This is a genomic window from Pseudomonas sp. NFX183 (genome assembly GCF_047943075.1).
GTDB lineage: Bacteria > Pseudomonadota > Gammaproteobacteria > Pseudomonadales > Pseudomonadaceae > Aquipseudomonas.
In genome coordinates this window covers 1,879,667-1,896,385 of sequence record NZ_CP181333.1, presented here as the reverse complement: position 1 = coordinate 1,896,385, position 16,719 = coordinate 1,879,667, and the positions used below count along the sequence as shown (strand labels likewise).

Sequence of the window (16,719 nt, the reverse complement as noted above, 5' to 3'; positions counted from 1 at the left end):
CGCCAAGTTTTCAAACGGGTTTCCACGCCCGGTCGCTGAATTTGCAGCGACGGCCAGAGAGTAACGTGCGTTTTTTGAAAGCGCAACTATGTAGATGGCTTGCGGATTTTCTCGATGCGGCATAAATTGATCAGGCATGTAGATTTACCTCAACGCCTCCGGTTGCCGCCGGGGGCGTTTTCGTTTCAGGCATGGACTTCCCATCGCAGGGAAACAAAGGGCAAGAAGTCGCCATCGAGGCAGGCGCGTGCATCCTCGTAGGCGTCGATTTGTTGGCCTTCGTCGACGATGATTGCTTGGGGGGCTTGGCAGGGAACTGACAATGCGCACCAGATGCCATCTCTCCATCGCATCACCATCACGTCCCGCTTCAGGCGTTTTTGCTCTGTGCGGTAACGTTCAAAACGCTGCATACCGCGTGATGAGAATCCGACTGTTCTGAGTACAGAAAAGGGCTGCAAAATGGCGTTGTTAGCGGCTCGATTTTTCATGCCGCCACCTTGTCGCGATCTGCAATTCGCGCACGTGTCCAATCTAAAACTTCAGCCAGTACCCATGCGACGGGAGCACTACGGGCGTTACTAGCGCTAAGCTTCACTGGAAGTGGGAAGCCGCTATCTGCTTGCTGCATTAGTTTGTAAATCGTTGGGCGCGCTAACCCAACTATTGCCATCACTTCCGGCATGCGGATCAGAATTGCTGAAGGATCTGCGGCAAAATGACTGGCTCGCTTGGCGTTCAGATCGCTTGTGTTGTAAGAGCGGATTTCGGTGGGATTTGCGGATTTGCAGTTATGATCATTCATGGATAACCCCTGGTCATGGATACAGGGGTATCTATCTATACATTTATCTAGATGAAGAAAACTACTTTTTCCCTAGATCGGTCAATGTATGGTCAATATGGGGTCAATGTAGGGTGAACGCGGCGGTTTAGTAATTGCGCAGCTAGCACTGGTCGATCAGGTGGCAGACGTCAGCACCTGTGCACGGCAAAGATCATACTGCGGTTGCGTTGAGAGAGATTTGAGCAGGCCGCTGCTAGCGCCGAATGCAATATGTTTTGGCGGTCAGTCATTGCCAAGTGTCTCAGGCGCTGTGTAACCGAAAGTCCCACGCCCTGCGCTTGAAGGGCAAAGCCAGCGAGGGTCGCTTGGTAGCTCGGGCGAAAAGCGTCTGCCCGCAGCACCTGAGCGCTGGCTTTTGCGTTACACGTTGGGGCAGCGTTACATCGGATGTACGCTATGTCGTTCAACTATGTAACGGGCGTGAAAGCCAATGAATCCGGGCACTTGGCGAGTGGTGTTACACGAGTAACACGCGTTACACCGGATTCAGAGGGGGGCAGGTTAAGTGCTCTCACACAGCCTTCCCAAATTGACCTTGCACTACATTTCCACTCACTAGGGCATCAAGGTGATCGGCGTACCACTGCATCATCACTCTACGCTGAGGCAGGTACACGGCTTTGTTATAGACCCCGGCAATACCCTCCTTTGCATGAGAGAGCTGGGCCTCAATGTGATTCTCATCGAAACCCTGCTCATTGAGTATGGTGCTCGCGATGTGACGAAAGCCGTGGCCTGTTTGCCGACCGGCGTATCCAAGTCTGCGGAGCGCCATTAGAAAGACGGTGTTACTACGGGGGATTGTCCTGTCTTTCCTGCCTGGAAATAGGAGAGGGTACGCACCTGTAAGTGTTCGTAACTCAGTGAGCGCTTCGATCGCCTGTCGAGAGAGGGGCACCACATGTTCGCGACGACGTTTCATTCGCTCGGCTGGGATCGTCCATAGCTTTTTGGAGAGATCGATTTCTGACCAGCGTGCTTCTCGGATCTCGCTCGGGCGCGATGCTAATAAGGAAAGCAAGCGAAGCCCTATACGGACGTCCTTTGCGTGAGGGTAGGAGTTGATCGCTCGAAGTAGCGCAGGCAGCTCTTCAATCGAAACGTGTGCATAGTTTTCAGCGCTACGTGATTGCAGGAATTTGCTGAGACCTTCAAGGGGGTTGTGGACGGCTCGTCCTGTTACGCGGGCCAGGTCATAGATCTCTTTGCAAAAGGCGCGAACTCGGCCCATTTGTTCAATGATCCCCTTCTGCTCCATGCCACGTAGAAACTCCATCCATTCCAGGGGCAATATTTCTGTGTACACGCGCTCGCCGAAGACAGGGAACACATGAAGCTCCAGTGCTCCCAGTACTCGTCTGGACGTACCTGCTTCCCAGCTTGTGCGTCTGGCTTCAAACCACTCACGGCCTAACACCTCAAAAGTGTTGTTGGCAGCAACCTGGTCGGCAACCTTGCGAGCTTGCTTGCTCACCAATGGATTTTTGCCGGTCGATGCGTCTTCCCGCAGTTGAGCTGCTTTCTGTCTCGCCAATGAGCCACTGATATCGGGGTAGCCGCCGAGGCCCAGCCACGACCATTTCCCGTCTGGCTTTTTGTAGCGCAGCTCCCACGATTTTTGCCCGTTAGGTTTCACCCGGAAGTACAGGCCATTCCCGTCCTGCTCACGATACGTAGTGTTCTCCGGCTCCAAGCCTGCAAGTGTGGTGTCTGCTAAGGGGCGGCGTTTGATTTCAGTGCGCTTCACTTCCTGTATGCCTCCAGTTATAGGAATCTCAAAGCATACACGTGGGCATACACGGCGTGAAGTTATAGAGGTAGACAGGGATGGATAGCCAGAAACAAGAAAGCCCGCACAGGGCGGGCTTCTTGGGGCGTTTCGTAGACTGTCTGAGACAGCCCGAGACTGCTATATGGTGCACCCGGCGGGATTCGAACCCACGACCCCTGCCTTCGGAGGGCAGTACTCTATCCAGCTGAGCTACGGATGCTTGTGCGGGCGACATCATACCCATGTCGTCCTTGGGCGTCCATGCCGGTCTTTGGCCGTTTATGGGTAGGAATTGGCTGCGCAGAGGCCCTGCGCCGGGCGCCGGTGGTCGATGGGGTGGAACGCGGACGAATCACGCTGATCAGAAAGATTCGGCAAATGCGCCGTTTTCGTTCTTTTTTTCGAACAGACTATTGCCCTGTACCCCCATTGATCCTAGGATTCGTTTGAGATTTCAAACGCTCTGTCTCCCGTGCGCTCTTTCACTCTTGCCGCGCGCTGGGGCTGATTTCCCTGACGGCAGCCCACAAGGCGCCTTTCAACAACTCTAATTCGCTCCGCGTGCGCGCGGTGCTGTTAAGGAAAGCCGACATGCAGCTCAAAGATACCCAGTTGTTCCGCCAACAAGCCTTTATCGATGGCGCTTGGGTCGATGCGGACAACGGTCAAACCATCAAGGTCAACAACCCGGCCACGGGCGAAATTCTCGGCACCGTGCCGAAGATGGGCGCCGCCGAAACCCGCCGCGCCATCGAAGCCGCCGACAAGGCGCTGCCGGCCTGGCGTGCGCTGACCGCCAAGGAGCGCGCGAACAAGCTGCGCCGTTGGTTCGAGCTGCTGATCGAAAACCAGGACGATCTCGGCCGCTTGATGACCCTGGAGCAAGGCAAACCGCTGGCCGAAGCCAAGGGCGAAATCGTCTACGCCGCTTCCTTTATCGAGTGGTTCGCCGAAGAAGCCAAGCGCATCTACGGTGATGTGATTCCCGGCCACCAGCCCGACAAGCGCCTGATCGTGATCAAGCAGCCCATCGGCGTGACCGCTGCAATCACCCCGTGGAACTTCCCGGCCGCGATGATCACCCGTAAAGCCGGCCCGGCCCTGGCCGCCGGTTGCACCATGGTGATCAAGCCGGCTTCGCAAACACCGTTCTCGGCCCTGGCCCTGGTTGAGCTGGCGCACCGCGCCGGTATCCCTAAAGGCGTGCTCAGCGTGGTCACCGGCAGTGCCGGCGACATCGGCGGCGAGCTGACCAGCAACCCGATCGTGCGTAAATTGTCCTTCACTGGCTCCACCGAAATCGGTCGCCAGCTGATGGCCGAATGCGCCAAGGACATCAAGAAGGTCTCGCTGGAACTGGGCGGCAACGCGCCGTTTATTGTGTTCGACGACGCGGACCTGGATAAGGCCGTCGAAGGCGCGATCATTTCCAAATACCGCAACAACGGCCAGACCTGCGTCTGCGCCAACCGCCTGTACATCCAGGATTCGGTGTACGACGCGTTCGCCGAGAAACTCAAAGTGGCTGTGGCCAAACTCAAGATCGGCAACGGTCTGGAAGACGGCACCACGACTGGCCCGCTGATCGACGAAAAAGCCGTGGCCAAGGTTCAGGAGCACATCGCTGATGCCCTGAGCAAAGGCGCCAAGCTGTTGGCCGGTGGCAAGGTGATGGAAGGCAACTTCTTCGAGCCGACCATTCTGGTCGACGTGCCGAAAAATGCCGCTGTGGCGAAGGAAGAAACCTTCGGCCCGCTGGCGCCTCTGTTCCGCTTCAAAGACGAAGCCGAAGTGATCGCGATGTCCAACGACACCGAGTTCGGTCTGGCTTCCTATTTCTACGCCCGCGACCTGGGCCGTGTGTTCCGTGTGGCTGAAGCCCTGGAATACGGCATGGTCGGCGTCAACACCGGGTTGATCTCCAACGAAGTGGCGCCGTTCGGCGGCATCAAGGCGTCGGGCCTGGGCCGTGAAGGCTCCAAGTACGGGATCGAGGATTACCTGGAAATCAAATACCTCTGCCTGGGCATCTGACCGGCAAGAGCTTGCAGCAAACGCAGAGGGCACGAGAGCGCTGACCCTTTCGTGTTTCACACCGTTATTCGTAGTGGCCGGGAAAGCTGTGGCAGTCGATCATCGCATGCTGCCGTAGTTGCCTCCCCGCCACGTATTCCTTGGACCACGCCACCCGATGAGTGGCGAATGAGGACTTTATGAGCAAGACCAACGCATCCCTGATGAAACGCCGCGAAGCCGCTGTACCCCGCGGTGTTGGCCAGATTCACCCGATCTTCGCTGAATCCGCGAAGAACGCCACCGTGACCGACGTTGAAGGTCGCGAGTTCATCGACTTCGCCGGCGGTATCGCTGTGCTGAACACCGGCCACGTGCACCCGAAAATCATCGCCGCCGTGACCGAGCAACTGAACAAGCTGACCCACACCTGCTTCCAGGTTCTGGCCTACGAGCCTTACGTGGAACTCTGCGAAAAAATCAACGCCAAGGTGCCAGGCGACTTCGCCAAGAAAACCCTGCTGGTCACCACCGGTTCCGAAGCGGTTGAAAACGCCGTAAAGATCGCACGTGCCGCTACTGGCCGTGCCGGCGTGATCGCCTTCACCGGCGCCTACCACGGCCGCACCATGATGACCCTGGGCCTGACCGGCAAAGTCGTGCCGTACTCGGCCGGCATGGGCCTGATGCCAGGCGGCGTGTTCCGCGCGCTGTTCCCGAACGAACTGCACGGTGTGAGCGATGACGACGCCATCGCCAGCATCGAACGCATCTTCAAAAACGATGCCGAGCCGCGTGATATCGCTGCCATCATCATCGAGCCGGTGCAGGGCGAAGGCGGTTTCTACGTCGCGCCTAAATCCTTCATGAAGCGCCTGCGCGAACTGTGCGACAAGCACGGCATCCTGCTGATCGCCGACGAAGTGCAAACCGGTGCCGGCCGTACCGGTACCTTCTTCGCCATGGAGCAGATGGGCGTCGCCGCCGACCTGACCACCTTCGCCAAATCCATCGCCGGCGGCTTCCCGTTGGCCGGTGTGTGCGGCAAGGCTGAATACATGGATGCCATCGCCCCGGGCGGCCTGGGCGGCACCTACGCCGGTAGCCCGATCGCGTGCGCCGCTGCATTGGCGGTGATGGAAGTGTTTGAAGAGGAGCACTTGCTGGACCGCTGCAAGGCTGTTGGCGAGCGCCTGGTGACTGGCCTCAAAGCCATTCAAGCCAAGTACCCGGTAATCGGTGAAGTGCGTGCCCTGGGCGCGATGATTGCGGTCGAGCTGTTCGAAGGAGGCGACAGCCACAAGCCGAACGCTGCTGCCGTCGCCTCCGTGGTGGCCAAGGCGCGTGACAAGGGCCTGATCCTGCTGTCCTGCGGCACCTACGGCAACGTGTTGCGCGTACTGGTCCCGCTGACCTCGCCAGACGAGCAGTTGGACAAAGGCTTGGCGATCATCGAAGAGTGTTTCTCCGAGCTGTAAGCGGAACCTGATTTGATCGACAGAAAAAACCCGCTTCGGCGGGTTTTTTTGTGCCCGATGCAGCACATTCAGGCCGTGTTCATTGTACCTAGGCAGCGTGATTGTCTAAGGTTGCAGCATTGCCGATGGAGCGTGCTGGATGACTGCTGTTGATTTACCGGCTGTACCCCGAGTGTTGATTGCCGAGGCGGACCCTTGGTCGCGGGATCTGCTCAAGCAAGTGTTGTTGAATGTGCGCTGCGACGCACGGCTGGATGTGTGTGCTGATGGGCAGCAAGCAGCCACGCTGTTGCGAGAAAAAACCTACGACCTGATTCTCGCGGATTGGGAGTTGCCGGGCGTCGATGGCCTGAGCCTGCTGCGCAGCGTGCGCCAGAAGCGCCGTTCGCTGCCCTTTATTCTGTTGAGCAGTCGTAATGACAGCGCCAGCGTGCGCGAAGCCTTGCCCCTGGCGCCGACGGCGTACCTCACCAAACCACTGAACATGGAAGGCCTGACCCAGCGCCTGCAAGACCTGCTGCTCAACGAAGGCGAAAGCGTGTACTGCGAAATTGCGCCGCTGGCGCCGGGCATGACGCTGCCGGTGTTCCTGGAGCGCCGCCGCGAAGCCTCTGACGGCGCGCCGTTGCGGGTGGATGTAAAAGACGCCGTAGAGCACAGCCTCACGCCGGATGGCCTGGACCTCGGACGCCTGGAAGACCAGGTGCGCATGGACCCGCAAATAACGGCCGTATTGATCGCCGCCGCCAACAGCGCCGGCCATCACGGCACGCCGGTGCAAACCCTGTCCGCCGCGCTGCACACACTGGCGGCCGGGCAGAGCATGAACCTGATTCTGGGCCTGGCCCTCAAGCACAACGTGGTGCTGGGCGACCCGGCGCTGGTGGCCTATGCTGAGCGCCACTGGCAACTGTCCCAAGACACTGCCGACTATGCTCGCCACCTGGCGCGCATGCTGGAGCTGGACCACGAGCGCTGCTACAGCGCCGGCATCCTGCATCGGTTGGGCGACTTGGCGTTGTTGCGTTGCCTGGAAGACTGGCGCCAGGGCGGCGGGGCGTTGGATGACGAAGCGATTGGCGAGTCTCTGGCTACCTACGGTGCGGCCTATGGTTCGGCATTGCGCGCGCGTTGGCGTTTGCCGTTGGAGCTACGCCAGTTGATTGCGTCGATCTATTCACTCGAAGGCGGGGTGTATTCGCGAGAATCGCTGGTGATGAACCTCGCGGCGCAGATGGCGCGGCTGACCGAGCGTGAAGGGTTGGAAGAGCTGGCCGGCAGCAAAACGGCGCGCTTGCTGAGGGTCGGGTTGTCGGAGTTGAGTCGGGTACGCAAGGCCTAGTCAGCAACGAGGTCACGTGTGGGAGCCGGCCCGCTCCCATCGTTGAGTGCCGTTAACTCGCTATGACGCGGTTCTTGCCTTGGCGTTTGGCCTCGTACATCGCCGCATCCGCGCGCGCAAACAGGCTGTCCAGAGACGCATCTTCTTCGCGCAGCGTAGCCAGGCCCTGGCTGACGGTGACGGTAAATTGCCGCCCTTCGTAGCTGAAACTCAGCGCCTGGATTTCCTTGCCCAACCGCTCGGCCACTTGCAACGCCATGTGCGGCGCACAACCGGGCAGCACGGCGGCGAATTCTTCGCCACCGATGCGCCCGAACAGGTCGCCACGGCGCAGTACGCTGCGACCGCTCTCGGCGATACGCCGCAACACCTGATCGCCCTCCAGGTGGCCGTAACTGTCGTTGACCTCTTTGAAGTTATCAATGTCCAGCAACAGGAACGCCAGCGTTGTGCCTTGGGCGCAGGCGCTGTCGAAGGCCAGGTTGGCGCATTCGAAAAAGTGCCTGCGATTGCTGCTCTGGGTCAGTACGTCGGTGGTGGCGAGTCGGTGCAGTTCCAACTCCATCTGTTTCTTTTCGGTGATGTCTTCGGCCATGCCGACCACGATCACCGGCCTGCCGGGCTCGACCTGCTGGTTGATATAGCATTTGTCGCTCAGCCAGCGAATCTGCCCGTCGGCGGTAATGATGCGGTACTCGCGGTCCTCCACGGCGCCTTGCTCCAGCACGCGGGCGAGGCTGTATTCGGCGTAATCGAGGTCTTCGGGGTGAACGCTGTTGCGCCATTCGCGATGGTCGGCCAATAGCAGACCGGCCGGACGGCCAAACACTCGCTCGTAGGCCGGGCTCACGTACAGCACTTGGCGCGTTTCCCAGTCGATGGCCCACAGCACGGCATTCACGCTGACCAGCAGTGAGCTGAGCAGTTGCTCGCGCTCACTCAGCCGCTCGACTTCACCCTGGGCGTGCATGAGCGCCAACAAGGTTGCCGCCGCAGCCGGGCGGGCAGGCTCAGCTGTGGGGGCATCGGGCAAGTAAGGCTTTTCGTGAACCATCGGTACAACTCTCTCTGGGCGCGCCGCAGGATGGAGCAGCGGTCACTACAAGGGGTCACCATGATGGCGAAGTGTTCTTTGAGAGAGGGGAATTGCGGTGAAGTTCCGTGAACAGGCTGACTAAGAAATGACGTCAGAAACCGGTTGTAGGCCGATTTTCGCGGTGAATAGGCTGGTTTTGGTGATTAGTTTTACGGTGGTGAGGGTGCTTGCTGTGGCGAGAGGCTTGCTGTGGCAGGCGGGCTTGCTGTGGCGAGCGGGCTTGTCCCGCGTTGGGCTGCGAAGCGGCCCTGAAACCTGGCACTGCGGTTTATCAGCAGAAATGCGATGGCTTTTATTGGGGCTGCTTCGCAGCCCAACGCGGGCAAGCCCGCTCGCCACAGGGAGCCCGCCTGCCAAGGCCAACCCGCTCACACGAGCGGGCTGTGAATGCTCGATCAGGCCGCTGTAGGACGCAGCGAATAGGTCTTCAGCTGGTGGGCAAAATCGCGCAAAGACTGAATGCCGCTGGCCTCGGCCTCGTGCACCCATTCCTTGATCGCAGCCAGCATGTCGTGGCCATTGGAGCTGGTTTTCAGCCAGATCTGCTGCAGCGCCAGGCGCTTCTCGTAGATCACGGTGAGCGCATGGCTGTGTTCCAGCAGGCTTTGGATACGCACGTGGTGGCGGTCATCCAGCAAGCTGGTTTCACGCGACAGCAGGCGTTTGGCACGGTGAAACTGATGACGCACCGAGTGATCGACCTTCTCCAGCTCTTGCTTGACCAGCGGGCCGATCACCAACTTGCGGTACTGGGCCATGATCTGGAAGCGGTTGTTGAGGATCGCCATGGCGGTGTCCATGTCCAGATGGCCTTTGCCTTCGACACGGTGGGCGATGGGGGCAACGCGCTGCACCTTGGCCAGGCGCAGGAAGCTGAAGACTTTGATCCACGCCCAACCCAGGTCGAATTCCCACTTCTTCACCGACAGCTTGGCCGAATTGGGATAGGTGTGGTGATTGTTGTGCAGCTCTTCGCCGCCGACGATGATGCCCCACGGCACCAGGTTGGTCGCCGCGTCACGGCATTCGAAGTTGCGATAGCCCACGGCGTGCCCCAGGCCGTTGATCACGCCGGCAGCCCAGAACGGAATCCACATCATCTGGATCGCCCAGATGGTGATGCCGATGGTGCCGAACAGCATCAGGTCGATGACGCCCATGATCGCCACGCCCAGCAGCGGGTAAGGCGTATAGATCTTGCGCTCGATCCAGTCGTCCGGGCAGTTCTTGCCGTAGATGCGCAGGGTCTCTGGGTTTTCGGCTTCGGCGCGGTACAGCTCGGCGCCTTTGCGCAATACGGTGGACAGGCCTTTGACGACCGGGCTGTGCGGGTCGTCGACGGTTTCGCATTTGGCGTGGTGTTTGCGGTGGATGGCGGTCCACTCGCGGGTGTTCTGCGCCGTGGTCAGCCACAGCCAGAAGCGGAAGAAGTGTTTCAGGCCGGCATTGAGCTCCAGGGAGCGATGGGCTGAATAGCGGTGCAGATAAACCGTGACCCCAACGATGGTCACGTGGGTCATCAACAGAGTGACTGCCACCAGTTGCCAGGCTGACAAGTCAAGAAAACCGTTGTACCACATAGGCTGTATGGCCCTCAGATAAAGAAAAAAGCAGCTCACGCATTATCACTAAGCCTACAGAGAAAACCAGCCGCCCTTTCAGATAGAAGTGACTGGATGTTTCTTATTCTATAATCCGCAGCCTTTGTAGGGCGATTTTGTTTTTTGGTAAGGATTACTGACCATATGCTGTTTTCATACCGAGGTGCCCTGCGTGTGGGGCTGGTATACCTGCTGGTTTCCATTGCGTGGCTCCAGCTCAGCCATCATCTATTGATCGACTTTCTCGATGACCCTTGGGAATTGGAACGCTGGCTGCAGGTGCGCGGCTATGTCTGGGTGGGGCTCAGCGCGCTGACCCTGTCTCTGATTTGCGCCCGTTTTGCCCGTGCTCACCAGCTGCAGCAGCCCCTGAAAGAAAACCGCGAGCGCCTGCGCCAGGCGGCTGCCGTGTTCGATTGCACCCGCGAAGGCGTGCTGGTCACCGACGCCCAAGGGTTGATCGTGCACGTCAATCGGGCGTTTATCGAGATCACCGGCTATCGCCGCGAAGACGTCATGGGCGAGCGGCCAAGCTTGTTCAAGTCCGGGCGCCATTCGTCGAATTTTTATCAACAGATGTTCCAAACGCTGGAACGCACCGGCGAATGGAGCGGCGAAATCTGGAATCGGCGCAAAAGCGGTGAAATTTATCCACAGTGGCAAACCATCCGCGTCATCCAGGATGACCAAGGCAAGGTCAGCCATTACGTCGCGGTGTTTTCCGATATCAGCGCGATCAAGGATTCCGAGCACGAACTGGCGCACCTCGCCCATCACGACCCGCTCACCGACCTGCCCAATCGCCTGCTGTTCACCGACCGCGCCGAGCAGGCGCTGGCCTCGGCGCAAGTGCACAAACGCGGCTGTGCCTTGCTGTTGCTGGACCTGGATCACTTCAAGATCATCAACGACAGCCTCGGCCATAACGTCGGCGACCAGTTGCTCAAAGCGGTCGGCGAGCGGCTCAAGGGGCTGTTCGGCCCCGGCGTGACCCTGGCGCGCCTGGGCGGCGACGAGTTCGCCGTGCTCGCCGAAAGTTGTCCACAGGTGGTGCAGGCCGCCGCCCTGGCCCAGCGCATGCTCGACGCGATGAAGCAGCCGTTCATCTTTGACGGCCACCAACTGTTTATCAGTGCCAGTATTGGTATCAGCCTGTTCCCCAGCGATGCCCTGAGCGCCCAGCAGTTGCTGCGCAATGCCGATTCCGCGCTGTTCAAGGCCAAGAGTGCCGGGCGCGAAAGCTACGCGCTGTACACCGAAGAGCTGACCGCCCATGCACAGAATCGCGTGGAAATCGCCAGCGAACTGCGCCGCGCCCTCGACCAGCACGAGCTGCGCGTGTATTACCAGCCGGTGCACAACCTGCAGGGCAGCCGCCTGATCGGCGTCGAAGCGCTGGTGCGCTGGCAACACCCGGAGCGCGGTCTGGTGCCACCGGGCGATTTCATCCCCATCGCCGAACGTACCGGGCTGATTGCCGACATCGACGCCTGGGTCATGGACCAGGCCTGCCGCCAGATGTGCCAATGGCTGGCCGATGGCGCGCCGCTGAGTTTTATCGCGGTGAATGTCTCCAGCCGGCTGTTTGCCCGGCGCGAGCTGTACGAGCAAGTCGCCCAGGTGTTGCACGCCACCGGCCTCGATCCGGCGTTCCTGGAGCTGGAAGTCACCGAAAGCGCGGTGATGGATGATCCGGAAGTGGCCCTTGAGCAGCTGCACCGCCTGCGTGAACTGGGCTTGCGCCTGGCCATCGACGACTTTGGCACCGGCTATTCGTCACTGCTGCGCCTCAAGCGCCTGCCGGTGCAGAAGCTCAAGATTGACCAGGGCTTTGTCGCCGGGCTGCCATGGGATGAGGACGATGCGGCGATTGTGCGCGTGGTAATCGCCCTGGCGAAAAGCATGGGCATGCAGGTGCACGCCGAAGGCATCGAGCAAGTGGAACAGGCGCGGTTCTTGTTGGAGCAGGAATGCGATATGGGGCAGGGGTATTGGTTTGGGCGGCCGATGCCGGCACAGGAGATTGATTGGCATCGGGCACCCGCTATCCGATAGGCAAAACTCGGTCAATGTGGGAGCCGGGCTTGCCCGCGATAAGGGCCTTTCAGGCGAAATATTTCGTGCCTGACACACCGTCATCGCGGGCAAGCCCGGCTCCCACAGGCTTCAGCCGCGCCTGGGTATCAGTATTTTCAGTACCAAAACCTTCGCAACCCCACGTCCTGCCAGAAAATTCTTTCTGGTTATATAAACATTCTTAAATAGTATTTTTAAGAATATCCGCGCTTATCTACTATCGCCCTCACGCCGCAAGCAGTGCCGCCACTGCCAGGCACTATTCATTTCAGGAGCGAGACCATGAGCGCATCTCTACGTAGCGTCGACGGCCAGGACGAAGCAGCCATTTTGCGTGAGATCCAGAGCGCCTTGCGCGACCTGCGGTTTGGCGCGGTGGAAATCACTGTGCATAACGCCCAAGTGGTACAGATCGAACGCAAGGAAAAATTCCGTTTGCAGAACCCGGGTAACAAACCGAGCTGAGCAACAACGGCGATTCGCATGCTAGACCCGCAACTATAAGAAAAAGCCAACACCCCAGAATTTCAGGAGCCTTCTATGTCGTCGATTCGCCGTTACGCCCTGGCCGCACTGGCCAGTGCCGTGTTTGCCGGTTCCGCTGTTGCCAAGGACTACGAGTTGCTCAACGTCTCGTATGACCCGACCCGTGAGCTGTACCAGGACTACAACGCTGAGTTCACCACCTTCTGGAAACAGTCCCACCCCGGCGACAACGTCAAGATCCAGCAATCCCACGGCGGCTCGGGCAAACAGGGCCGAGCGGTGATCGACGGCCTGCGCGCCGACGTAGTGACCCTGGCCCTGGCCGGTGACATCGACGAAATCGCCAAACTGGGCAAGACCCTGCCGGAAAACTGGCAAACCCGCCTGCCGGACGCCAGCACCCCCTACACCTCGACCATCGTGTTCCTGGTGCGCAAAGGCAACCCTAAAGGCATCAAGGATTGGGGCGACCTGATCAAGAAAGACGTGTCCGTGATCACCCCGAACCCGAAAACCTCCGGCGGCGCCCGCTGGAACTTCCTCGCCGCCTGGGCCTATGGCCTGAAAGCCGGTGGCAGCGAAGCCAAGGCCCAGGAATACGTGAAAGAGCTGTTCAAGCACGTGCCGATCCTCGACACCGGCGCGCGCGGTTCGACCATCACCTTCGTCAACAACGGTCAGGGTGACGTGTTGCTGGCCTGGGAAAACGAAGCCTTCCTGGCGCTGAAAGAAGACGGCGGCGCCGACAAGTTCGACATCGTCGTACCTTCGCTGTCGATCCTCGCCGAGCCGCCAGTGGCCGTGGTCGACAAGAACGCCGAGAAAAAGGGCAACACCGAAATCGCCACCGAATACCTCAAGCACCTGTACAGCCCGGCTGGCCAGGAGATTGCGGCGAAGAACTTCTACCGCCCACGCGATGAGAAAGTCGCCGCCAAATACGCCCAGCAGTTCCCGAAACTGGACCTGGTGACTATCGACAAAGACTTCGGCGGCTGGAAAACTGCCCAGCCGAAATTCTTCAATGACGGTGGTGTGTTCGACCAGATCTACTCGGCGCAGTAAGCCAAATTAAACTGTAGGAGCCAGCTTTCTGTGGGAGCCGGGCTTGTGTGAGAGCTGGCTTGCCTGCGATAGCATCACCCCGGTGTGACTGACACACCGAGGTGCCTGCATCGCGGGCAAGCCCGGCTCCCACAGAAGAGCCAGCTCCCACACAAGCTCGCTCCTATAGTGGTATCTACCCGCTAACCAAGGACTCTTATGTCGCGTCGTATTTCCCCCGTCATACCCGGCTTCGGGCTGACGCTGGGCTACACCGTGGTGTACCTCAGCCTGATCGTACTCATCCCCCTGGCGGCGATGTTTGTACATGCCGCTCAACTCACTTGGGATCAGTTCTGGAACATCATCTCCGCTCCGCGTGTGCTGGCGGCGTTGAAACTGAGCTTCGGCACGGCGCTGTATGCCGCCATCATCAACGGCGTGATCGGTACGCTGCTGGCCTGGGTGCTGGTGCGCTACACCTTCCCCGGCCGCAAAATCATCGATGCGATGATCGATCTGCCCTTCGCACTGCCCACCGCCGTTGCCGGCATCGCACTGACTGCGCTCTACACCCCCACCGGCCTGGTCGGCCAGTTCGCCGCTGACCTGGGCTTCAAAATCGCCTACACCCCGCTGGGCATCACCCTGGCGCTGACCTTCGTCACGCTGCCATTCGTAGTGCGCACGGTGCAGCCGGTGCTCGCCGATATCCCCCGGGAAATCGAAGAAGCCGCCGCGTGTCTCGGCGCCAAGCCCTTGCAGGTTTTTCGCTACATCCTCGTGCCTGCGTTGCTGCCCGCCTGGCTGACCGGCTTCGCGCTGGCCTTCGCCCGTGGCGTCGGTGAGTACGGCTCGGTGATTTTCATCGCGGGCAACATGCCGATGAAAACCGAGATCCTGCCGCTGCTGATCATGGTCAAGCTCGACCAGTACGACTACCACGGCGCCACCTCCATCGGTGTGCTGATGCTGGTGGTTTCCTTTGTTTTGCTGCTGCTGATCAACTTGCTGCAGCGGCGCATCGAACACCCATAAGGAGGCGCGGAACATGTCCCAATCGTCTATTTCCGCCGCGTCTTCGGCCAACGCCGCCCGTCGTGGCAGCGCGGTGTCGCGACGCATCCTGATCAGCCTCGGCTGGCTGGTGTTCTTCCTGTTCCTGCTGTTGCCGCTGTTTATCGTGGTGTCCCAGGGTTTGAAGAACGGCCTTGGCGCGTTCTTCACCGCGATCCTGGAACCCGACGCGCTGTCGGCACTGAAGCTGACGGTGATCGCCGTGGTGATTTCGGTGCCGCTCAACGTGGTGTTCGGCGTCAGCGCCGCCTGGTGCGTGAGCAAATACTCATTCCGTGGCAAGAGCATCCTGGTCACGCTGATCGACCTGCCGTTCTCGGTATCGCCGGTGATCGCCGGCCTGGTCTACGTGCTGATGTTCGGCGCCCAGGGCTTCTTCGGCCCGTGGCTGCAAGACCACGACATCCAGATCGTCTTCGCCTTGCCGGGCATTGTGCTGGCGACCATCTTCGTGACGGTGCCGTTCGTGGCCCGTGAACTGATCCCGCTGATGCAGGAGCAGGGCACCCAGGAAGAAGAGGCCGCGCGCCTGCTCGGTGCCAATGGCTGGCAGATGTTCTGGCATGTGACCGTGCCGAACATCAAGTGGGGCCTGATCTACGGCGTGGTGCTGTGTACCGCGCGGGCCATGGGCGAGTTCGGCGCGGTGTCGGTGGTGTCCGGCCACATTCGCGGCGTGACCAACACCTTGCCGCTGCACGTCGAGATCCTCTACAACGAATACAACCACGTTGCCGCGTTTGCCGTCGCGAGCCTGTTGCTGATCCTGGCGCTCTTCATCCTGCTGCTCAAGCAGTGGAGCGAGAACCGTATCAACCGCCTGCGCAAAAGCGCCGGTGAGGAATAAGTCATGTCGATTGAAGTCCGTAATGTCAGCAAGAATTTCAACGCCTTCAAGGCCCTGAACAGCATCAATCTGGACATCCAGAGTGGCGAGCTGGTGGCGTTGCTGGGCCCGTCCGGCTGCGGCAAGACCACCTTGCTGCGCATCATTGCCGGCCTGGAAACCCCGGATGCCGGCAGCATCGTGTTCCACGGTGAAGACGTGTCCGGCCACGACGTGCGTGATCGCAACGTCGGTTTTGTGTTCCAGCACTACGCGCTGTTTCGCCACATGACCGTGTTCGACAACGTCGCGTTCGGCCTGCGCATGAAGCCCAAGAACCAGCGCCCGAACGAAAGCCAGATCGCGGTCAAGGTTCACGAGTTGCTGAACATGGTGCAGCTGGATTGGCTGTCGGATCGCTACCCGGAACAACTCTCCGGTGGCCAGCGCCAGCGTATCGCCCTGGCCCGCGCCCTGGCGGTCGAGCCCAAAGTGTTGCTGCTGGATGAGCCGTTCGGCGCCCTCGACGCCAAGGTGCGTAAAGAGCTGCGCCGCTGGCTGGCGCGTCTGCACGAAGACATCAACCTGACCTCGGTGTTCGTGACCCACGACCAGGAAGAGGCCATGGAAGTCGCCGACCGCATTGTGGTGATGAACAAGGGCGTGATCGAACAGATCGGTTCACCGGGCGAAGTCTACGAGAACCCGGCCAGCGATTTTGTGTACCACTTCCTGGGGGATTCCAACCGCCTGCATTTGGGTGAGGACCAGCACGTGCTGTTCCGCCCGCATGAAGTGTCGCTGTCGCGCCATGAACTGGAAGACCACCACGCGGCTGAAGTGCGTGATATTCGGCCGTTGGGCGCTACCACACGGGTGACGCTCAAGGTCGAAGGCCAAAGCGAGTTGATCGAGGCCGAAGTGGTCAAAGACCACGACAGCCTGACCGGTCTGGCGCGTGGCGAGACCTTGTTCTTCAAACCCAAGGTTTGGCAGAAAGCTTAAAAACACCGCAAGACCCCTGTGGGAGCGGGCTTGTGTGGGAGCTGGCTTGCCTGCGAT

The 16,719-nt window shown here is 59.8% G+C and carries 14 protein-coding genes and 1 tRNA gene; 9 read left to right on the top strand and 6 right to left on the bottom strand.

The features are described 5' to 3' along the window. Positions 1–185: 185 nt before the first annotated feature. The 4 genes from ACM530_RS08855 to ACM530_RS08840 all read right to left on the bottom strand — a co-directional run bounded on the left by ACM530_RS08855 (position 186) and on the right by ACM530_RS08840 (position 2,838). Complete coding sequence (locus ACM530_RS08855) at positions 186–491, bottom strand: hypothetical protein (protein ID WP_029295745.1); 306 nt, start codon at positions 489–491, stop codon at positions 186–188. Then, positions 488–805 (bottom strand): helix-turn-helix transcriptional regulator, encoded by a 318-nt coding sequence (locus ACM530_RS08850; protein ID WP_081041769.1) that lies wholly within the window; start codon positions 803–805, stop codon positions 488–490. The genes ACM530_RS08855 and ACM530_RS08850 overlap by 4 nt, the downstream gene beginning before the upstream one ends. Positions 806–1,358: 553 nt before the next feature. Beyond that, positions 1,359–2,594 (bottom strand): tyrosine-type recombinase/integrase, encoded by a 1,236-nt coding sequence (locus ACM530_RS08845; protein ID WP_338514085.1) that lies wholly within the window; start codon positions 2,592–2,594, stop codon positions 1,359–1,361. 167 nt (positions 2,595–2,761) lie between these two features. Next, positions 2,762–2,838: transfer RNA gene (locus ACM530_RS08840), tRNA-Arg, on the bottom strand. A 371-nt stretch (positions 2,839–3,209) separates the two neighbouring features. On the opposite strand from ACM530_RS08840, the gene gabD reads away from it, so the two are divergent. From gabD to ACM530_RS08825, 3 genes are all read left to right on the top strand, one after another. Further along, entirely contained in the window at positions 3,210–4,652 is a 1,443-nt protein-coding gene (gene gabD, locus ACM530_RS08835; protein WP_095186318.1) for an NADP-dependent succinate-semialdehyde dehydrogenase, read from the top strand. A gap of 179 nt (positions 4,653–4,831) precedes the next feature. After that, the gene (gene gabT / locus ACM530_RS08830; RefSeq protein ID WP_106577350.1) at positions 4,832–6,109 is read left to right on the top strand and encodes a 4-aminobutyrate--2-oxoglutarate transaminase; all 1,278 of its coding nucleotides are present in this window, start codon (positions 4,832–4,834) and stop codon (positions 6,107–6,109) included. 139 nt (positions 6,110–6,248) lie between these two features. After that, a complete protein-coding gene (locus ACM530_RS08825) occupies positions 6,249–7,451 on the top strand; it encodes an HDOD domain-containing protein (protein WP_416364609.1) in 1,203 nt (400 codons plus the stop codon). 52 nt (positions 7,452–7,503) lie between these two features. Here the strand turns inward: ACM530_RS08825 and ACM530_RS08820 are convergent, their stop codons facing one another. Both ACM530_RS08820 and desA read right to left on the bottom strand, forming a co-directional pair. Continuing rightward, positions 7,504–8,505, bottom strand: coding sequence for a GGDEF domain-containing protein (locus ACM530_RS08820; protein ID WP_145159695.1), 1,002 nt, complete (start codon positions 8,503–8,505; stop codon positions 7,504–7,506). 437 nt (positions 8,506–8,942) lie between these two features. Beyond that, positions 8,943–10,127: a delta-9 fatty acid desaturase DesA gene (desA, locus tag ACM530_RS08815; RefSeq protein ID WP_404486277.1), complete on the bottom strand. Its 1,185-nt coding sequence runs from the start codon at positions 10,125–10,127 to the stop codon at positions 8,943–8,945. Between the two features lie 165 nt (positions 10,128–10,292). Between desA and dibA the strand changes: the two genes are divergently transcribed. The 6 genes from dibA (at position 10,293) to ACM530_RS08785 (ending at position 16,662) form a co-directional block, all read left to right on the top strand. Further along, positions 10,293–12,203 carry a phosphodiesterase DibA gene (gene dibA / locus ACM530_RS08810; RefSeq protein WP_416364608.1) on the top strand — a complete coding sequence of 637 codons (1,911 nt, stop codon included), beginning with the start codon at positions 10,293–10,295 and terminating at the stop codon, positions 12,201–12,203. 303 nt (positions 12,204–12,506) lie between these two features. Further along, a complete protein-coding gene (gene oscA, locus ACM530_RS08805; protein ID WP_003170956.1) occupies positions 12,507–12,689 on the top strand; it encodes a sulfur starvation response protein OscA in 183 nt (60 codons plus the stop codon). 75 nt (positions 12,690–12,764) lie between these two features. Then, positions 12,765–13,775 (top strand): sulfate ABC transporter substrate-binding protein, encoded by a 1,011-nt coding sequence (locus ACM530_RS08800; RefSeq protein WP_106577355.1) that lies wholly within the window; start codon positions 12,765–12,767, stop codon positions 13,773–13,775. 198 nt (positions 13,776–13,973) lie between these two features. Beyond that, positions 13,974–14,792 carry a sulfate ABC transporter permease subunit CysT gene (gene cysT, locus ACM530_RS08795; RefSeq protein WP_003218141.1) on the top strand — a complete coding sequence of 273 codons (819 nt, stop codon included), beginning with the start codon at positions 13,974–13,976 and terminating at the stop codon, positions 14,790–14,792. Positions 14,793–14,805: 13 nt separating this feature from the next. Further along, on the top strand, positions 14,806–15,678 hold the full coding sequence (gene cysW / locus ACM530_RS08790) for a sulfate ABC transporter permease subunit CysW (protein ID WP_003218139.1): 873 nt from the start codon (positions 14,806–14,808) through the stop codon (positions 15,676–15,678). 3 nt (positions 15,679–15,681) lie between these two features. Further along, positions 15,682–16,662 (top strand): sulfate/molybdate ABC transporter ATP-binding protein, encoded by a 981-nt coding sequence (locus tag ACM530_RS08785; RefSeq protein ID WP_145159703.1) that lies wholly within the window; start codon positions 15,682–15,684, stop codon positions 16,660–16,662. The last annotated feature ends 57 nt before the right edge of the window (positions 16,663–16,719 follow it).

Bases quoted from the DNA above. Each gene is read 5' to 3' on its own strand.
- ACM530_RS08855 (WP_029295745.1), bottom strand. From the start codon at position 491: ATGAAAAATCGAGCCGCTAACAACGCCATTTTGCAGCCCTTTTCTGTA.
- ACM530_RS08850 (WP_081041769.1), bottom strand. From the start codon at position 805: ATGAATGATCATAACTGCAAATCCGCAAATCCCACCGAAATCCGCTCT.
- gabD (WP_095186318.1), top strand. From the start codon at position 3,210: ATGCAGCTCAAAGATACCCAGTTGTTCCGCCAACAAGCCTTTATCGAT.
- gabT (WP_106577350.1), top strand. From the start codon at position 4,832: ATGAGCAAGACCAACGCATCCCTGATGAAACGCCGCGAAGCCGCTGTA.
- ACM530_RS08825 (WP_416364609.1), top strand. From the start codon at position 6,249: ATGACTGCTGTTGATTTACCGGCTGTACCCCGAGTGTTGATTGCCGAG.
- ACM530_RS08820 (WP_145159695.1), bottom strand. From the start codon at position 8,505: ATGGTTCACGAAAAGCCTTACTTGCCCGATGCCCCCACAGCTGAGCCT.
- desA (WP_404486277.1), bottom strand. From the start codon at position 10,127: ATGTGGTACAACGGTTTTCTTGACTTGTCAGCCTGGCAACTGGTGGCA.
- dibA (WP_416364608.1), top strand. From the start codon at position 10,293: ATGCTGTTTTCATACCGAGGTGCCCTGCGTGTGGGGCTGGTATACCTG.
- oscA (WP_003170956.1), top strand. From the start codon at position 12,507: ATGAGCGCATCTCTACGTAGCGTCGACGGCCAGGACGAAGCAGCCATT.
- ACM530_RS08800 (WP_106577355.1), top strand. From the start codon at position 12,765: ATGTCGTCGATTCGCCGTTACGCCCTGGCCGCACTGGCCAGTGCCGTG.
- cysT (WP_003218141.1), top strand. From the start codon at position 13,974: ATGTCGCGTCGTATTTCCCCCGTCATACCCGGCTTCGGGCTGACGCTG.
- cysW (WP_003218139.1), top strand. From the start codon at position 14,806: ATGTCCCAATCGTCTATTTCCGCCGCGTCTTCGGCCAACGCCGCCCGT.
- ACM530_RS08785 (WP_145159703.1), top strand. From the start codon at position 15,682: ATGTCGATTGAAGTCCGTAATGTCAGCAAGAATTTCAACGCCTTCAAG.